At 39.8% G+C, this 19,377-nt stretch carries 15 protein-coding genes; 7 read left to right on the top strand and 8 right to left on the bottom strand.

Translation table 11 applies throughout. The features are described 5' to 3' along the window. The first annotated feature begins 88 nt into the window (after positions 1 to 88). From dnaK to greA, 3 genes are all read left to right on the top strand, one after another. Positions 89 to 2,071 (top strand): molecular chaperone DnaK, encoded by a 1,983-nt coding sequence (gene dnaK, locus AAHF87_RS06720; RefSeq protein WP_342147738.1) that lies wholly within the window; start codon positions 89 to 91, stop codon positions 2,069 to 2,071. Positions 2,072 to 2,205: 134 nt separating this feature from the next. Next, positions 2,206 to 3,354: a molecular chaperone DnaJ gene (dnaJ, locus tag AAHF87_RS06715; RefSeq protein WP_342147737.1), complete on the top strand. Its 1,149-nt coding sequence runs from the start codon at positions 2,206 to 2,208 to the stop codon at positions 3,352 to 3,354. 219 nt (positions 3,355 to 3,573) lie between these two features. After that, a complete protein-coding gene (gene greA, locus AAHF87_RS06710; protein WP_342147736.1) occupies positions 3,574 to 4,050 on the top strand; it encodes a transcription elongation factor GreA in 477 nt (158 codons plus the stop codon). Positions 4,051 to 4,082: 32 nt separating this feature from the next. Here the strand turns inward: greA and AAHF87_RS06705 are convergent, their stop codons facing one another. Beyond that, the gene (locus tag AAHF87_RS06705; protein WP_342147735.1) at positions 4,083 to 4,694 is read right to left on the bottom strand and encodes a hypothetical protein; all 612 of its coding nucleotides are present in this window, start codon (positions 4,692 to 4,694) and stop codon (positions 4,083 to 4,085) included. A 231-nt stretch (positions 4,695 to 4,925) separates the two neighbouring features. After that, positions 4,926 to 5,720: a thymidylate synthase gene (locus tag AAHF87_RS06700; protein ID WP_342147734.1), complete on the bottom strand. Its 795-nt coding sequence runs from the start codon at positions 5,718 to 5,720 to the stop codon at positions 4,926 to 4,928. 102 nt (positions 5,721 to 5,822) lie between these two features. On the opposite strand from AAHF87_RS06700, the gene AAHF87_RS06695 reads away from it, so the two are divergent. Further along, positions 5,823 to 7,241: a UDP-glucose/GDP-mannose dehydrogenase family protein gene (locus AAHF87_RS06695; protein WP_342147733.1), complete on the top strand. Its 1,419-nt coding sequence runs from the start codon at positions 5,823 to 5,825 to the stop codon at positions 7,239 to 7,241. A gap of 1 nt (position 7,242) precedes the next feature. Then, complete coding sequence (galU, locus tag AAHF87_RS06690; RefSeq protein WP_342147732.1) at positions 7,243 to 8,130, top strand: UTP--glucose-1-phosphate uridylyltransferase GalU; 888 nt, start codon at positions 7,243 to 7,245, stop codon at positions 8,128 to 8,130. A gap of 58 nt (positions 8,131 to 8,188) precedes the next feature. On the opposite strand, the gene AAHF87_RS06685 is transcribed toward galU, so the two are convergent. Beyond that, positions 8,189 to 9,514 carry a transglycosylase SLT domain-containing protein gene (locus AAHF87_RS06685; RefSeq protein WP_342147731.1) on the bottom strand — a complete coding sequence of 442 codons (1,326 nt, stop codon included), beginning with the start codon at positions 9,512 to 9,514 and terminating at the stop codon, positions 8,189 to 8,191. Between the two features lie 275 nt (positions 9,515 to 9,789). Here AAHF87_RS06685 and AAHF87_RS06680 point away from each other — a divergent pair, with 275 nt between their 5' ends. Beyond that, positions 9,790 to 10,509, top strand: a complete 720-nt coding sequence (locus AAHF87_RS06680; RefSeq protein WP_342147730.1) for a class I SAM-dependent methyltransferase — start codon at positions 9,790 to 9,792, stop codon at positions 10,507 to 10,509. Next, the gene (gene rnhA / locus AAHF87_RS06675) at positions 10,502 to 10,948 is read left to right on the top strand and encodes a ribonuclease HI (RefSeq protein ID WP_342147729.1); all 447 of its coding nucleotides are present in this window, start codon (positions 10,502 to 10,504) and stop codon (positions 10,946 to 10,948) included. The genes AAHF87_RS06680 and rnhA overlap by 8 nt, the downstream gene beginning before the upstream one ends. A gap of 188 nt (positions 10,949 to 11,136) precedes the next feature. On the opposite strand, the gene lpxC is transcribed toward rnhA, so the two are convergent. The 5 genes from lpxC to dnaE all read right to left on the bottom strand — a co-directional run bounded on the left by lpxC (position 11,137) and on the right by dnaE (position 19,298). Continuing rightward, positions 11,137 to 12,096, bottom strand: a complete 960-nt coding sequence (gene lpxC, locus AAHF87_RS06670) for a UDP-3-O-acyl-N-acetylglucosamine deacetylase (protein WP_425288005.1) — start codon at positions 12,094 to 12,096, stop codon at positions 11,137 to 11,139. A gap of 2 nt (positions 12,097 to 12,098) precedes the next feature. Beyond that, the gene (gene ftsZ / locus AAHF87_RS06665; RefSeq protein WP_342147728.1) at positions 12,099 to 13,277 is read right to left on the bottom strand and encodes a cell division protein FtsZ; all 1,179 of its coding nucleotides are present in this window, start codon (positions 13,275 to 13,277) and stop codon (positions 12,099 to 12,101) included. Positions 13,278 to 13,304: 27 nt separating this feature from the next. Then, the gene (gene ftsA, locus AAHF87_RS06660; protein WP_342147727.1) at positions 13,305 to 14,528 is read right to left on the bottom strand and encodes a cell division protein FtsA; all 1,224 of its coding nucleotides are present in this window, start codon (positions 14,526 to 14,528) and stop codon (positions 13,305 to 13,307) included. Positions 14,529 to 14,697: 169 nt separating this feature from the next. Next, a complete protein-coding gene (locus AAHF87_RS06655; protein ID WP_342147726.1) occupies positions 14,698 to 15,483 on the bottom strand; it encodes a cell division protein FtsQ/DivIB in 786 nt (261 codons plus the stop codon). A 287-nt stretch (positions 15,484 to 15,770) separates the two neighbouring features. Beyond that, a complete protein-coding gene (dnaE, locus tag AAHF87_RS06650) occupies positions 15,771 to 19,298 on the bottom strand; it encodes a DNA polymerase III subunit alpha (protein ID WP_342147725.1) in 3,528 nt (1,175 codons plus the stop codon). Positions 19,299 to 19,377 lie beyond the last annotated feature (79 nt).

Genomic DNA, 19,377 nt, shown 5'->3' with positions numbered 1-19,377 from the left:
GTAGGAGTTGTTAATTTTCCATTAACAAACCGTTTTTCAACATAATTTATACCAATAAAAAATTAAGCTAATTAACGCGGAGAAATTTATGGCAAGTGCAAAGATAATCGGCATCGACCTAGGTACCACAAACTCCTGTGTCGCCATTATGGAAGGAGGTAAACCGAAAGTCATCGAAAATAAAGAAGGTCGGCGCACTACCCCTTCTGTCGTTAGCTATGATGGCAATGAAATAAAAGTGGGCGAAGTGGCTAAACGACAATCCGTCACCAAGCCTGCAGAAACCATTTATGCAGTAAAACGTTTGATAGGTCGGAAATTCGACGATGAGGCAGTACAAAAAGATATCAAGATGGTCCCCTATAAAATCATCCCCGCCAAGAATGGGGATGCTTGGGTAGAGGTAAATGGTAAAAAATTATCGTCCCAGGAAGTTTCTGCACAAATCTTAATGAAATTAAAAAGAGATGCGGAAGCTTATTTAGGATATGAAGTAAAAGAAGCCGTTATTACGGTACCCGCCTATTTTAATGACTCACAACGTCAAGCGACTAAAGATGCAGGCCGCATTGCGGGACTTGAAGTTAAACGTATTATCAATGAACCAACAGCCGCTGCACTTGCCTACGGTTTAGCCAAAAATCGTGGTGATTCCAAGATAGCCGTTTATGACTTAGGAGGAGGTACTTTCGATATCTCTATTATTGAGATCGCTGAAATTGAAGGTGAACATCAATTCGAAGTGTTGGCTACTAATGGCGATACCTTTCTTGGTGGTGAAGACTTCGATCTACGCGTTATTAATTATTTAGCGGATGAATTTAAAAAAGATCAAGGGATTGATTTGCATAAGGATCCACTTGCTTTACAGCGTCTGAAAGAAGCCGCTGAAAAAGCAAAAATTGAGCTCTCTTCTACCGAAGAAACAGAGATCAATCTTCCTTATATTACCGCTGATAGCAGTGGCCCTAAGCATCTACATATTAAATTAACGCGTGCCAAACTAGAGTCACTGGTAGAAGATTTGATTGAGCGCACTATTGAGCCTTGTAAAAAAGCTATTTCAGATGCCAAAATTTCCCTCAGTGAAATATCACAAGTTATCTTGGTTGGTGGGCAAACCCGTATGCCTAAAGTACAAGAAGTAGTTAAAGCTTATTTTAAAAAAGATGCCCGTCATGACGTCAATCCAGATGAAGCAGTCGCGATTGGTGCTGCTATTCAAGGTGGGGTATTAGGTGGTGATGTTAAAGACGTCCTATTGTTAGACGTCACTCCACTTTCTTTAGGAATAGAAACCTTAGGTGGTGTAATGACTCCGCTGATTGAAAGAAATACCACTATTCCTACCAAGAAAAGCCAAGTGTTTTCAACTGCAGAAAACAATCAACCGGCAGTTACGATTCATGTATTACAAGGTGAACGTGAGCAAGCCAGGGACAATAGAACATTGGGGCGTTTTGATCTGACAGACATTCCACCAGGCCCGCGTGGTACACCACAGATCGAAGTCACCTTTGATATCGATGCAAACGGTATTATTAACGTATCTGCTAAAAATAAAACCACCGGAAAAGAACAAAAAATCATTATCAAGTCAGGGAGTGGTTTGTCTGAAGAGGAAATTCAACAAATGGTCAAAGATGCTGAAGTACATGCGGATGATGATCGCAAGTTCCGCGAACTCACCAAAACGCGTAATGAAGCAGACAATTTAATTCATACCACTAGCAAAGCACTAACCGACGTTGGCGATAAAATTAGTGCTGATGAAAAAGCTCAATTAGAGAAAGTAATAGAGGAATTGAAAGAAGTGCTAAAAGGCACTGATAAAGAAAGAATAGAAGCTAAACTTAAAGAGCTTACAGAGCTATCCGGAAAAATGGCTGATCGACTTTATGCGCAACCGGGTACTGAAACGAGTGATGCAGGAACTCAAACGGGTAGCGCTGATCAGGACAGTACTAAAGACAACAAAGACGATGTTGTTGATGCGGTATTCGAAGAAGTGAAAGACAAAGATAAAGACAAGGATAAAAAAGATAACGATAAGGATAAAGATAAAGAATAACCGCTCGCCTTCTAGTTACTGGTGGTCACACCAGTAACTAGATCGACCGTATACACCTATATCCATTAAAAATCTCAAAATCCCTTGTTGTGTAGTTTACTCACAGGGGATTTTCTATCTTTGGTTCTCTAACTATGGCAAAAAAAACTGACTACTATGAAGCATTAGGTGTATCACGCAATGCCGATGATACCGATCTAAAAAAAGCTTATCGTAAATTAGCGATGAAATATCATCCCGATAAACATCATGCTGCTGAGGATAAATCAGCAGCAGCCGCTGAAGAAAAATTTAAAGAGATTAGTGAAGCTTATGAAGTTTTATCCGATCCTAAAAAACGTGCTGCCTATGATCAGTTTGGTCATGCTGGTGTAGATGCTGCTGGCATGGGTGGCGCACAGGGTGCACACGGGTTTAACTTTAATGATGTTTTTGGCGATATTGGTGATGTCTTTGGAAATATTTTTGGCAACCGGGGCGGTCAACAAAGTCAGCGCACGCAACGTGGTGCCGATTTACGTTATACATTGGAATTGGATTTAGAATCCGCAATTCATGGCACGACCGTACAAATTCGTATTCCGCGTCTGGTTACTTGTAAAAGTTGTCAAGGATCAGGTGCGCGCAAGGGAACTAAGCCAACTATTTGTAAAACTTGCGAAGGTCAAGGTCAGGTTCGCATCCAACAAGGCTTTTTTACTATTCAACAAACCTGTCCCGAATGTCATGGCGAGGGCCGCATTATCACCCATCCTTGTCCAGAGTGTCATGGTCAAGGCCAAGTTCAAGAAACTAAGACCTTATCAGTAAAAATCCCAGCAGGTATAGACGAAGGCAACCGCATTCGCTTAAGTGGTGAAGGAGAAGCAGGTAGTCATGGTGCACCTGCCGGTGATCTGTATGTGCAAATTCACCTTAAACCACATCCTTTATTTAAGCGTGAAGGTAATCACTTATATTGTGATGTTCCTATTAACTTAACACTTGCATTACTAGGTGGAGACATACAGATTCCTACCTTAACCGGTGTGGTAAACTTACATATACCGCCAGAAACGCAAAGTGGAAAAGTATTACGCTTGCGTGGCAAAGGCGTTCCTGGACGCCCTGGCGTAACCGGCGATTTACTCTGTCGTGTTTTTGTGGAAACACCGGTCAACCTGAGCAAAGCGCAAAAAGAATTTGTCGTTGCATTGGAAAAAGAATTGCAAAATGGGAATCACTACCCAAAAGCACGATTATGGTTTGAAAGTGTCAGAAAATTTTTCAGTAAACAAAACTGAAACTCGAAAAATTGAATCAAAAAAGGTATGATTATCGGTCTTATGCTCTAAGGAATTGGATTTTTGACAAGTGCCGCGTCCATGCAGTAATCATGGTATATCTAATATACATGAGGATTGCGAATTGAGCGGCAACCCAGGCAGTGTCAAGTGCGAAGAGTATATCAATGATTCAGTATGGACGCTGAAGAAAAATATGAAGCAAGCTAGAGAGAAATCATGAAAAAATTTCCTATGACTATCAGCGGTGCTGAACATTTAAAAGAAGAACTCCACCAGCTAAAAACCTTGAAGCGGCCGCAAGTGATTGCCGCTATTGCGGAAGCGCGTGCACATGGAGATCTCAAGGAAAATGCCGAATATCATGCTGCCAAAGAAATGCAAGGCTTTATTGAAGGTCGTATTAACGAAATCGAAACCAAATTAGCCACTGCACAAGTGATTGATGTCACCAAAATAAATAATCATGGCAAAGTCATTTTTGGTTCTACGATACATCTGATCAACTCTCACACTGATGAACAAGTAACTTATCAAATCGTCGGTGAAGACGAAGCCGATATCAAACATTCGAAAATATCGGTCGCCTCCCCGATTGCCCGTGCATTAATTGGCAAAGAAGAAGGCGACACTGTCGATGTACAAACTCCAGCCGGTTTGCTTAACTTAGAGATTGATAAAGTAGAATATATTTAAAAAAACTTTCTTTATTTTTGCATTAAATATTGTTAAGCCCTAAAATTCGGTTTACCAACCGCTATTGCTTTATTCAAATAATTGTCAGTTAAATCTTGCAGTTCTTTATCGGTTAAATTATCAATTCGGAATGCATTTCGATAACTTTGGGGAACCTTTCTTCTTTTTGGATCAATATTTTTTAAGAAAGGATGAGCTTGTGACAAGATGATTAGTCTCCCTTCTATATCAAATTTAAATATTTTAGGATTTTCGTTTCTTGAATTGTTACTAAATAATGAAGCTTTCGTATTCCTTCGGCTCAATGTTGGTATTTTATATTCTCTTAATTTCTCTTGTCGAACAGAACCATTTTCTGAAGACGACTGTGATGGAATAGAAAATTCAGAAGAGCTTGATGTTATAGTAGAAGAATTAGATATGCTATTGATTAACTGAAGCTTATTGCTTTGTATTTGCTTTTCCTGAGCTGCGATTCTTTGTTGCACCATGCCGCCACCGGGAATCTCATCGGTAATTGATGCACCACCATTACGAGTCGTGAGTTTAATAACTTCCGTTGATTTCATCCATTTATCTGTTCCATTATAAGTTGAATTTTTTAAACTTTCATCTTTGGGTATCTTTTTTTCCTCGACAATCATAAATACCTCTAAATTTTTATCAAAAAAACAAGGTACCAGGCTAACGATTTAGTCTTAAGGTTTCCTTAAGGAATGAAAGAAATTTATTTAACTATTAATTATTATTTTTAAAAAAGAATCAGAAATAGAATTGACGTCTCGCTACTCGTCATTGCGAGCGCGTAGCGCGCGGCAATCCATGGATGGCTACGGCCTCACTGACGTTTCGGCCTCGCCATGACGGGCATTTAATTAAACCGCAATGGCTGCTTTAATTGTGGGATGATATTCATAATCTACTAAAGAAAAATCATCAAACGCATAATCAAATAATGATTCTGGTTTGCGTAAAATGTTTAATTGTGGTGAGGCATAGGGCTGTCGCGACAATTGCGTATGCACTTGTTCGAGATGATTACTATAGATATGACAATCACCACCGGTCCAAATAAATTCACCGACTTCTAAGTTACACTGTTGCGCAATCATGTGTGTTAATAAAGCGTAAGAAGCAATATTAAACGGTACGCCTAAAAATGCATCGGCACTACGTTGATAGAGCTGACAAGAAAGACGTGAATTAGCTACATAAAATTGAAATAACAAATGACAAGGCGGCAAAGCCATTTTTGCCAGCTCACCGACATTCCAAGCGCTAACAATTAAGCGCCGCGAATCCGGATTAGTTTTTATTTGTTGAATAAGCTGACTTATCTGATCAATAGCTTGATGATCGGTTGTTGACCAAGAACGCCATTGCTTACCATAAACAGGCCCTAAGTCGCCCGCTGCATCAGCCCATTCATCCCAAATAGTGACTTGATGTTCATTTAAGTAACGAATATTGGTATCACCGCGTAAAAACCACAGCAATTCATAAATAATACTTTTTAAATGTAATTTTTTTGTTGTTACAAGTGGAAAACCGACACTCAAATCAAAACGCATTTGATAAGCAAAGGTACTGAGTGTACCCGTGCCCGTCCTATCGGTTTTAGCTTGTCCATTATTAAGAATGTGCTGTAAAAAATCCAAATAGGGTCGCATCAGAGTTACTCTCTAAAACATCAAAGTCTAGCTTATGTTTAGCCAAAATTGAAGCAATCACTATTCTGCGATACTATACTCGCCGCACATGGGTTTTTGTCTATGTTGCCGCTCGATGTTAAAGACGTAATTTCGTCTCTTAAAGGTAATCTATATTCACCCAAGTATTTTCTAGCCCTTATTAAAATTATGCGAATTAATCTCTTTGGTGCAGGTTATGTAGGTTTGGTCACAGCCGCCTGTTTAGCCGAGCATGGAAATAAAGTACTTTGTATTGATGTTGATCAAGAAAAAGTAAAACGTTTACAATCAGGTGAATGCCCTATTCATGAACCTGATTTGCCTGCTTTACTACAAAAAAACTTAAGTGCTGGCCGGCTTGAGTTTAGTACCGATCCGCAACAAGGGGTTGAACATGGCTTTTACCAATTTATTACCGTAGGCACACCTCAAGATGAAGATGGCTCTGCGGATTTGAGCTATGTTTTAGAGGTTGCCGAATACATAGGGAAAGCACTGGTTGAACCTAAGCTGATTATCAATAAGTCGACTGTGCCCGTAGGTACTGCCGATCAAGTAAAGACAATTATTCAAAAACAATTACATCAGCGCAATGTCAACATTGCATTTGATGTCGCTTCGAATCCTGAGTTTTTACGCGAAGGCGCAGCAGTCAGTGACTTTATGCGTTCTGACAGAATTATTATTGGCACCGATAATGAGGCAGCAGAATCACATTTACGACATTTATATAGACCGTTTAATCGTAATAATGATCGTTTAATCGCTATGGATATCCGCTCTGCAGAACTAACCAAATATGCTGCCAATGCCTTTTTAGCTACCAAAATAAGTTTTATAAATGAAATCAGTCAACTGGCCGATCGCTTAAATGCAGATATTGAGCAAGTGCGGATTGGCATCGGTTCTGACCCGCGTATTGGTTATCACTTTATTAATCCTGGATGTGGTTATGGCGGCTCTTGTTTCCCTAAAGATGTACTCGCTTTAGAAGCCACCGCTAAAACTGTTCATTACCAACCTAAGCTATTAAATGCCGTACATCAAGTAAATGATACACAAAAAAAACTTTTATTTAGCAAGCTTTCCCAATTTTTCCAAAATGAATTACGCGGTAAAATAGTCGCCTTGTGGGGTTTATCTTTTAAACCCAACACCGACGATATGCGCGAAGCGCCTAGCAAGGTGTTTATTGCCGCTGCTTTAGCTGCAGGCATGAAAATTCAAGCCTATGATCCTGTCGCCATGCCCGAAGCAATGCGTTTTTATAAGGATCAAGCTAATTTTAGTTGCTGCAGCAGTCCTGAAGAGGCGTTAATTAATGCCGATGTCTTAGTGATAGTCACCGAATGGAATATATTCTTTAATCCGGATTTCCAACTCATCAAAGAACGTTTAAAACAGGCCGCTATCTTTGACGGAAGAAATCTTTATGATCCAGATTGTTTAAAGCAATTGGGAATTAAATACTATGCCATTGGTCGTGGAGAGCATTTCTAAGATGAAAAAGAATAAAAAAATTACTAAAGCAATTTTTCCAGTTGCCGGTTTAGGGACTCGTTTTTTACCTGCAACAAAAGCCAGTCCTAAAGAAATGTTGCCTATCGTGGATAAACCTTTAATTCAATATGCAGTAGAAGAAGCCATTGCTGCGGGAATAACCGAACTCATTTTTATAACGAGTAGTAGTAAACGGGCTATCGAAGATCATTTCGATTCAAATTATGAATTAGAAGCCAAGCTCAATGAAGCAGGCAAAAAAGATCTGTTAGATATTGTGAAAAATATCTTACCAAAAGGTGTAAGTTGTGTGTATCTACGTCAACCAGACACTTTAGGTTTAGGACATGCTGTTTTATGTGCACGACCTCTGATGGATGATGAAGCATTTGCTGTTTTACTTGCCGATGATTTAATTGATTCTGCTACCCCTTGTTTAAAACAAATGTTAGCTATCTATCAAGAAAAACAAAATACTGTCATTGCCGTTCAAAGCGTAACTCCCGAAGAAACTGAGCAATACGGGATCGTCGGTTATAAAACTAAAGCAGGCAGACTCAGTCAGATTAATACTATCGTAGAAAAACCCAGTCACAAGGAAGCGCCTTCCAATTTAGCGGTGGTGGGTCGTTATATTCTTACTTCAACTATTTTCCCTTATCTTTCCAAAACTCCTATGGGAAAAAATGGCGAAATTCAACTGACAGATGCCATCGCTAGCCAGCTAAAAGATGAGATGATGCATGCTTGGGAATTTGAAGGAATACGTTACGATTGTGGAAGTAAATTTGGTTATTTAAAAGCAACGATAGCTTATGCGTTAAAGCATCCAGAAACTAAAAATTTGTTCCTTAAATATTTAAGAGCTCTGAGTGAAAATCATCGCTAGTTTTTTTGGCAAAAAAAAACGAAGAAGTATGGGTACCTCTTCGTTTAAAGTTATACTTTTATGAAAGCATAATTTTTAGTTTTTCACCTGGCTTGAGAAAGTCGCTATCCAGCTTATTCCAAGCCTGTATTTTCTTAACCGATACGTGGTAGTGCTTAGCAATACCCGCCAGCGTATCCCCACTTTTTACCAAGTGGATTTGCTGCGAACTTGGGTTAGACTTCACCAAAGTAGCCGGACTCGGCTTAGTTTGGTTACTCACTAACTGAACAGGGCTATGCTTAGCTTTTGTTCCAGCTTGTTTTAAAGCAAGCCTACTATCATCAGCTTGAACCTTAGAGTTCGAGCTTGTAGCGGTAACTAATTGTTGTTTATACAAAGCTACCCTATCGATAGGCAAAGCAACCTGACCACGTTTAATCGCAGCAGAACTACTTTTCATTCCCGGATTCAATTCCTTTAATTCCGCAACGCTCATACCTGCTAATTTAGCTACATGAGTTAAACTCATGCTATTTGCATCAACTAGCTCTAAATAAGGCTTAGCACTGACCGGAGGTAAGCTCACGCCATACTTAGCTGGGTTTTTAACAATCGCAGCTAAAGCCAATAAACGCGGAATATAAGAACGTGTCTCAGATGCCAATGGCAATGCCCAGAAATGGGTATTCTTATCTTGCTGCGTATTATGACGGATCGCATTCTGTACGTTACCTTCACCCGTGTCATAAGCCGCTATAGCTAACAACCAGTCGCCCCCGAAGAAGCTTCTTAAATAGGTAAGGTAATTTAAGGCCGCATTGGTCGAGCTACTAATATCTCGACGACCATCAAAACCTCTGTCTTGGTGGACACCATAGCCTTTAGCGGTACTCGTCATTAACTGCCATAAACCAGCCGCGCCTGAGGACGAGTTAGTCGCTGACGGATTATAACCACTCTCAATAATAGGCAATAAAACCAACTCAGTAGGCAAATCACGAAGTCTCACCTGCGAATATACATAGTATATATAAGGTGCAGCTCGATTTACCGCGTCTTTTAAATAGACTGGGTTTTTAGCAAACCATCGGATCTGCTCTTGAACCTGAGGTTGGTTTTCCTCACGAGCCGACAATTGTAAGTGGGCTCGAATAGGCTCCCAAAGCGTACCCTTATCTACAGCGCTATAAAGCGCTTTAGCATTTTTAGGCGCTAAACTACTACCGGTCGATTTCATAATAACGGTTTGATAGGTTTTACTATCAGTATCGTTACCCGCACCGCCGAGGCCCTTCCCACCTTCTTCAGAGCTAGGAAACTGCACACATGCGGTGATACCCACTGCTAGAATGAATAGTACGGTAAGTAATAATGAATAAATTTTAAGCATTTTATAAGTCATACTAAAGATCTTACGGGGACCCCTTAGGTAGGTCAAGACAAAGGGCTTACAACTGCCAAATTAAACCCCTTTTTTGTAGGATTTTAACCTACATTTTTCTGAGGTAATTCTTACTTAAATACCTACATTTTTGCATTGTTTTTAGGTATAAGTGAAGGTTAAATCTTGGCTTTTTAAGGGTATTTTTAGCCAGGCCGAACCTATGCGATAATGAAATAGGTGTTAAGATTCATCGTTTAACTTATTTCTAACTGTTTGTTAGCTGGATAACCTCTTTGAAACAGCATTACCTAGATATTGAAGATCGCCGTTTAGCAAGTCTAATCCCCGATTATGCAGGCCGACACTTATTGCAGTTGAGCCCCCATGCATTTTCAAGCTTATCTACTAGCCCTATTATTCATAAAATTAAGGTTTCTTGGAGTTATAAAAGTCAGCTTATTGCTGATAAAATAGATTGCCCTGACTTGGAAAGTCTATACACTCATTTACCCTTTGCCAATGACAGCATTAATCTAGTCCTGATGCCCCATACCTTAGAAACGAACAAAAGCACCGCATTAGCCATACTAACAGAAGCCTGGCGAGTACTCGCCCCCAGCGGCCATTTGATTATATTAGGGATCAATCCTACCAGTTTATGGGGCCTATATCGGCTATTTTCATTCAATAAACAGCCTGCCTGGGATGGTCGTTTTCACACCATTCAAACGCTTTGTCAATGGATACACTTTTTGGGAGGTGAAATTCAGCATACTGAGAGCTTTCTATACCGCCCCCCTTTAACCAGCACCCCTGGTTTGTGGGTATTTAAGAAATTAGCATGGCTAGAACGGGTATCACCTTGGCTGATACCTTATATGGGGGGAATTTATTTGATTATTGCAGAAAAACGAATAAAAAGACCCAATGGCTTAGGCTTAGTTTGGCAATTTCCGCCAGTACTCAATAATAAGGTCTTAGCTCCTAATGCTCGAGGGCCGCACCATGCCTAAAATTCCGAAAATAGAGATTTTTACTGATGGGGCCTGCCGAGGGAATCCAGGTCCTGGGGCCTGGGCAGCCCTACTACGGTATCAGGGCAAAGAAAAAACCATTTCCGGCACAGAAACTACCACTACGAATAATCGTATGGAGTTAATGGCGGCCATCCAAGCTTTAATGGCGGTAAAAAAACCCTGTCAAATATCACTTAGTACCGATTCACAATATGTCCAAAAAGGGATTACCGAATGGCTGCCACAATGGAAACGGCGAAATTGGCTCACCACCAATAAAAAGCCGGTTAAAAATTCTGATTTATGGAAAGAATTAGCCACTCAAGCAGAACGCCATCAAATTCGCTGGGAGTGGGTAAAAGGACATAGCGGCCATCCAGAAAACGATCGCGTCGACAGCTTAGCTAATGCTGCCTTAGATGAACTGTTGAAATAGCAACTTATACTTTATATACAAACAGGAAATATAAACTCTTGATTAGGTCACCACAGAACAAACACTTTGAGCCGTCATGGCGAGGCCGAAACGTCAGTGAGGCCATGGCCATCCAGAAAAAGTTGAGCACTGAGATTGGCTCGCGCTGCGCGCTCGCAATGACGAAACCTTTGCTCTTAGATTAGGGTTTATTCAGTCCTATATGCATCTAGCAAAGCACGTCGATAAACCAGCGGTGCTTTTACTTCATCTTCAAATTCCACGTATTCCCAAGCCTCTGCATTACACAGCAAGCGACGCAATAATAGATTATTCAGTGCATGACCAGATTTATAACCACTAAATGCTCCAATCAGACTGTGGCCTAATAAATAGAGATCTCCGACTGCATCAAGAATTTTATGGCGCACAAATTCGTCTTCGTAACGTAAACCGTCTTCATTCAGTACTCTGTATTCATCTACCACAACTGCATTATCAAGGCTCCCGCCTAAAGCGAGTCGAACCTCGCGCAATTTTTCGTAATCTGCCATAAACCCAAATGTTCGTGCGCGACTAACCTCTTTAATATAGGAAGTCGTAGAAAAATCAATACTGGCTTTTTGACTACGATTTTGAAAAAGCGGATGATTAAAATCAATTTCAAACGAAACCTTAAATCCGTCGAAGGGTTCAAAACAAGCCCATTTATCCCCTTCAGTTACTTTAATCGCTTGTTTGATACGGATAAAGCGTTTTGAAGCGCTTTGCTCTTCAATACCCGCCGACTGAATCAAAAAAATAAAGGGTCCTGCGCTTCCATCCATAATAGGAATTTCTGAAGCGGTAATATCGACATACGCATTATCAATACCCAAACCGGCCATAGCCGACATTAAATGCTCTATGGTAGCTACTCTGACACCATTTTTGAGTAAAGTAGTTTGTAAGGTAGTTTCACCCACATGCTCAGCCCGAGCTTGAACCTCAACTATAGGATTAAAATCTATCCGTCGAAAAATAATTCCGGTATTAATCGGAGCCGGTCGCAAAGTTAAAATAGCCGTTTCACCGCTATGTAAGGTAATTCCTGCGGCTTTAATAACGTTTTTTAAAGTACGTTGTTTTAGCGCACGTGAAGTTTGAATTGAATTGTTTTTTCTGGACACCCTTAAGAAACCTCTTCTTGTCTTCGTAAAAAAGCTGGAATATCAAAATATTCAATATCGGTAACGTTACTATCTACCGTGGACTTACTCGATGTAACAACACCTTGTTTGCGTAATACCGTAGGACGTTCTAACTGATGGTAATCTAAACTACCATCAGCTGCTCTGATGAGGCCTGAGTCTTCTACCTCATGCATAGGAGCACCCGTAGCAAGTTGATGTCCGAGACCCGTTATCACTATTGTCACACGTAATTCATCGTTCATTCCAGGATCTATTACTGTACCAATAACCACGTTAGCATCTTCTGATGCAATTTCTTTAATCACTCCTCCAACTATTCCAAATTCCTTCATCGATAAATCCGGTCCCGCTGTTATATTCACTAATACACCACGTGCACCTTTTAAATTTATATCTTTTAATAATGGACTGCCTATTGCGGCATTTGCTGCTGATAGCGCTCTGTCCGAACCTAATCCTACACCTGTCCCCATCATGGTGGTTCCCATCTCCGACATTACCGTTTTTACATCTGCAAAATCCACATTAATTAATCCTGCACGTGTAATTAATGCAGCAATTCCTTTAACGGCGCCAAATAATACATCATCTACTGCTTTAAATGCATCTAGAAAACTAACGTCATCGCCTAAAACGTTCATTAATTTTTCATTAGGAATAGTAATAAGAGAATCAACATGCTGGCTAAGTTGCTTAATTCCCTCTTCAGCTAAACGCAGGCGTTTCTTTCCTTCAATCTCAAATGGTTTAGTAACTACTGCTACCGTTAAAATTTTCATCTGCTTGGCAATTTCTGCAATAACCGGTGCAGCACCCGTTCCCGTACCTCCACCCATCCCTGCGGTGATAAAAACCATATCTGCTCCCTCCAAAGCCGACCTCACTCTTTCCCTATCTGCTTCAGCAGCAAGACGGCCTATCTCAGGATTTGCTCCTGCACCTAAACCTTTAGTGATTTGTTGACCCAATTGTAATAAACAATTAGCAGAAGAGTTTTTTAACGCTTGGGCATCGGTATTTGCACAGATAAACTCTACTCCTGGAATATCTTGTGCCAACATATGTTCAAGTGTATTACCACCACCACCTCCAACACCAACAACTTTTATGACAGCATTTTGTAATGGTGGATTGTGCGAATCAAATTTGGCACTCATATTAACTCCTAAGGATTTCAGTATTTTTTAAAAATTTTCGCATAGCCAATTTTTTATACGTACTATTTTCCTAGCAAATAATACATTAGGCTTTCTCTGTTCGCATTGTTGTTGATAGCCATATAATAGTAAACCTGTACTGGTTGCATACATGCCATTGGTCGTTACTTCGTTATTTCCAGTAATATATTGAGGATGACCCAGTCTTACGGGCAGCTTAAAAATCTTTTCTGCTAACTCGACGCTACCACTGACATTAGAAGCACCACCGGTTAATACCACTCCTGCAGCAAGAAATTCTTCAAAACCACTACGATATAATTCTGCCTTCACTAAATGGAAAAGCTCTTCATAGCGTGGCCCTACCACCTCAGCTAAAGCACGTTTAGTCAGTGTGCGTCCGGGACGATCGCCTACTCCAGATACCTCGACACGTTCATCTGGATCGGCTAATTCTGGCAAAGCACAAGCATGTTTTCTTTTAATCTGTTCAGCACTTTGTGTGGGGGTTCTTAATGCAACAGCAATATCATTCGTAACTTGATCACCGGCAATCGGAATAACGGATGTAAAACGTATAGCCCCTTCGGTAAATACAGCAATATCAGTTGTTCCACCACCAATGTCTATTAAACACACGCCCAACTCTTTTTCATCTTCTGTTAATACAGATTGACTTGAAGCAAGTTGCTCTAAAATTATTTCTGAAACTTCTAAACCACAGCGTTGAATACATTTAATGATATTTTGTGCAGCACTCACTGCACCTGTTACCATATGAACTTTAGCTTCTAAACGCACGCCTGACATGCCTATTGGTTCACGGATACCTTCTTGGCTATCAATAATAAATTCCTGGGGCAAAATATGTAATATTTTTTGATCCGCTGGAATTGCAACCGCTTTGGCTGCATCGATTACACGCTCAACATCCGCATGGGTTACTTCTTGATTTTGAATTGCGACAATTCCATGAGAATTCAAACTCCGAATATGATTTCCAGCAATACCAGTATATACGCTTCGAACTGGACATCCAGCCATCGCTTCTGCTTCGCCCACAGCACGTTGAATCGAATCAACAGTTGCATCGATATTGACTACAACACCTCGCTTTAATCCTAATGAAGGATAAATTCCCATGCCAATAATTTCGATACCATTGGGTTTCACTTCACCCACTAAGGCATTGACCTTGGACGTACCAATATCTAAACCTACAATTAAATTCTTAGTCGGTTTCTTCGCCATATTATTTCACCTTCAATTAAATTCTCTAAATCTTTTCAAACTTCATCACTTGACTTCATTGTTAGGATATAGCTCTTACTGTTTTTTTGTGAACCGAAACTTTCCCCATAAACTGAATTCGCTGCATCTGTCCAAAATACAATTGCTGTAGGCATCATTAATAACTTTTCTATGAAATCCTTTTCTTAAATTTTACGGCCATACCATGGGCATAACGGAGATCCACATAATCTACCATAGATACTTTACTTGCAATAACATCAGGATAAACATCTACCAAACGTTCTAATTGTATGTAAGGTTGACTTCTACTTAAATAAACAGTTAAGCCATTATTCAATTTTAAATGCCAATATTGTTCATCAATTAGTTGTAAGAATTTAATTTTTAGATTTAGTTGTGCAAACATTGGATTCAGTGTGTTATAGGTTTGTAATAAATATTTTTGTTGGCCTACCGGCCCCACAAAAATTGGCAAGTCTAATGCTATAGAATCTCCATCTGGGATAAAAATATTACCCTGAGCATCTAATAGACCATGCTTTCCAATAAAAGCGATAGGTTTTTTAGTAATAAAGCTAACCGCTAGTGTATCGGGCCAATATCGTTTTACGCTGACACTCGCTATCCATGGTACATGTAAAATTTGTTCTTTTAATCCTTGGCTATCTAAACGAAAAAAACCTTTTGCAATAAACGGCAGAATAATTTGCTGCAGATGACTTTGCTTAACATAAGTTAAATCACCACTAATTTTAATATTTTTGACGGGAAAACAACTAGGATTGGATAATTTTTGCCATAGTAAAACGCAACTTAATATAAGTAATAGGCTCAATGAAAACTTAAAAAACCATCTTCTTGAAGGCAATTGAGAACTTAAACGAATCAATCTAGGTTTATCGCGTTGCCGTTGGAATCGTTGGTTTTCAACTACTTTCCCATTTTTAACCATCGCTTAGCCATCAGAAATACATGAAATCAAAGGGGATAATAATCTATATAGTGTGTTTCTGCCAGTTTTACTGGTTAGCTATGCTAGTACAAAAATTAAAAATACCACGTCATGACAAGGCCAAAACGCCAATGAGGCCGTGGCTATCCAGAAAAAATTAAGCTTTTTAAAGGATTGCCGTACGCTAAGCGCTCGCAATGACGAGTAAGCATTATCCGAGCACGCTTAAATTTTTTTCTATTGCTAAGCTCATTTCGCAAAACGCCTAATTCTCTGTATTATTAAAATTAATACTGAATACAGATAGAATCCTCGCCAAAGTTTTCGCGTAAGGCCTTCAATAAATCATCAGTAGGTTTTACGCTCCAACTATTTCCCAAACTCAAAAAAACCTCTGTGCTTAGTTCAGGGTGATGATAAGCTATACGTGTTGGACATAGTCCTGGACAAAAATTGATCATTAATTTTTGCAAATCATCCAGTAGACTAGGATTTATGGTGGGCTTTGATAGTCTAATCGTTAAGTTTTTTGCGTGACTTTCACGTGCCTCAGTGATATCTAAAATTTTTTTTCCTAAAACTCGCGTATTGCCTGTATATTCATCGCGTTGGATCTCTCCTTCAATGATTAGAAGCTTATCTTTATTCAATTTTTCACGATATTTAGCAAAGGTATCACTAAATAAGGTCACTTCTAAACGTCCACTAGCATCCTCCAAATTAACTACAGCCATTCGATCACCGCGCTTAGTCCATAATGAACGAATAGACAATACCCAGCCCGCAATGGTCATATGATGACCTGCCTTGGCAGTTAACTCATTTAAAGATGTCGTGATAAAATGCGATAATTCCTCAGCATAATTTTCTAAAGGATGACCACTTAAATAAAATCCTAAGACTTCCTTTTCAGCCTGTAAGCGCTGCAATTTTGGCCAATCTTCATGTTTCACCATTTGACTCGACTGGGAAACCATATCTAGACCAAAAAAATCTTGCTGGCCAGAAACTTTCGCCAATGATTTCTGATCGGCTGCTTGCAAAGCGGATTCTACATTAGCTAAAAGACTCGCTCTGTTTACACCAAAACTATCTAAGCTACCGGAAAAGATCAAGGCTTCTAAACTTCGACGATTTATTTTTTGTAAATCAACGCGATGACACAAATCGAATAAATCACTAAATGCATGTTGCTTTCGTTGTTCTATGAGCATTTCTATGGCGCCGGCGCCTAAGCCCTTAATAGCACCCATACCATAGCGTATCGAGCTTGCAGATTCGTCTACGGTAAACTTATAGTGGCTATGATTGATGTCGGGTGGCAATATATTCAATTTCATTAAACGACACTCGTCAAGAAATGTGACTACTTTTTCAGTATGATCCATATCGGACGATAATACGGCTGCCATAAATTCAGCGGGATAATGTGTCTTTAACCACGCTGTTTGATAAGAAACTAAAGCATATGCCGCAGAATGCGATTTATTAAATCCATAGTCTGCAAATTTTTCCATTAAATCAAAGATTTGATTTGCTAAACGAGACTCTATGCTTTTCTGTTCTGCCCCCTTTATAAAAATCGTTCTTTGTTGCGCCATCTCCTCCGCTTTCTTTTTTCCCATAGCACGGCGCAATAAATCAGCCGCTCCTAAGGTATAACCTGCTAGTACTTGTGCTATTTGCATCACCTGTTCTTGATACAAGATTATTCCATACGTAGGACTTAATATCGGCTCTAAAAAAGGGTGATCATACTGAACCTGTGCTCGTCCATGTTTACGATTAATAAAGTCATCAACCATACCGGACTGCAAAGGCCCGGGGCGAAATAAAGCAACTAAAGCAATGATTTCATCAAAACTATCTGGGCCTAATCGTTTAACTAAATCTCGCATTCCTCGAGACTCTAATTGAAATACAGCCGTTGTTTTACATGCTTTTAATAAAGCAAAGGTATTCACATCATCGATAGGAATGGCAGTGATATCTAATAAGGATTCTCCAGGTGGTTTTTTTGAATTAATTGCTTGTACCGCCCAATCAATGATGGTCAACGTCCGAAGACCGAGAAAATCAAATTTAACTAAGCCAACTTTTTCAATATCATCTTTATCAAATTGAGTAATACAATGTATTCCACCTGGCTCACAATAAAGTGGTGTGAAGTCCGTCAGTTTAGAGGGGGCAATCACGACTCCACCCGCATGTTTACCGACGTTACGCACCAATCCTTCCAATTTCTTTGCCAAGTCGATTAATACTTTTATTTCGTCTTCGTTTGTATAACGATGTTTTAGCTCATCTTCTTGATCGAGGGCTTTTTCGAGCGTAATACCTAATTCAAAAGGAATTAGCTTAGCAATTTTATCCACCATACCATAGGGATAACCCAAAACACGCCCCACATCTCTAACGACCGCGCGAGCGGCCATACTTCCATAAGTTATAATTTGAGAAACCGCATCACGCCCATAACGTTCTGTTACATAATCAATTACCCTGTCACGTCCTTCCATGCAGAAATCAATATCGAAATCCGGCATAGAAATACGCTCTGGATTTAAAAAACGTTCGAAAAGCAGGTCATATTGCAGAGGATCTAAACCGGTAATTTGCAATGCATAAGCTACTAAAGATCCCGCTCCAGAACCTCTACCAGGCCCGACAGGTATTTGATTTTTCTTGGCCCAACTAATAAAGTCCGCCACAATAAGAAAGTAGCTTGCAAAACCCATCGAATTGATCACTTTGAGCTCCGAGTGCAATCGCTCAAAATAAATTTTTTCAACTTCATGGGCGTTAGAACATGGTTTCTGCAAACCTTGCTTCTCAATTATTGTAGATAGCTTGGATTCTGTATTCTTAACCTCGGATAAACACAAAAAGGTTTCAGCATGTCTCTCTAAACATTGCGCCAAACCTTGTTTTGCTTCTTGTATCAGGAAATTTTCAGCGCTCATGCCTGCGGGAATAGGAAAATTAGGTAAAAAAGATGCGCCTAATTCAATTTCTAAATTACAACGCTTGGCAATTTCCACGGAATTGGTCAATGCCGATGGAATGTCCGCAAATAAAACTGCCATTTCATCTATAGAGCGCAGGTATTGCTGATCGGTATAAATCTTGGGCCGCTTAGGGTCATTTAAGGTATAGCCACTATTAATACAGACTCTAGCTTCATGTGCTTCAAAATCCTCCGCTGAAATAAAACAAACTTCATTGGTCGCAACAACTGGGACACTATATTTGTTTGCTAGTTCTACAGCCGACCCGATATATTCTTCCTCTAAGGGACGGCCTAAACGTTGTAGCTGCAAATAAAAACGATTCGGGAATAATCTTAGCCAAGACTGTAATATTTCTGTTGCTAGTGGCTTATTATTTTTCACTAAGCAAGAGGTAATATCACCTTCTCTTGCTCCGGAGAGCGCAATTAAGCCATCAGAACAATTTGCAAACCAACTTTTTTGGAGAACAGGCTTGCCTTCCAGTTGGTTTTCTAAATAGGCACGGGAAATTAATTGAATTAAGTTTCGATAGCCTGTTTGATTTTGACAAAGCAAAATTAATTGAAATGCTTGGCCAGGAAGTTGATCATTTTTTACGCGACATTCCGCGCCCACTATAGGTTTAATGCCTTTTTTAGTCGCAGCCTGGTAGAATTTAATCGTTGCAAATAAATTGGATAGATCGGTCACCGCAATAGCTGGCATCGATAGCTCATCTGCCTTAGAGACAAGCTTATCAATACGAATCAGACCATCACTTAAAGAGTATTCTGTATGAAGATGCAGGTGAATAAAAGATGGCATATACACTTCGCACTTGACATTGTCTGTGTTGCGGCGGACTTGTTTCTCCGCGGCATTTGCCAAAAAACCTAATCGTTGT

Origin of the sequence: Rickettsiella endosymbiont of Aleochara curtula, assembly GCF_964030935.1 — a bacterium.
GTDB lineage: Bacteria > Pseudomonadota > Gammaproteobacteria > Diplorickettsiales > Diplorickettsiaceae > Aquirickettsiella.
Note: the sequence above shows the minus strand (reverse complement) of the source record. Positions and strands in the feature narration are given on the sequence as shown.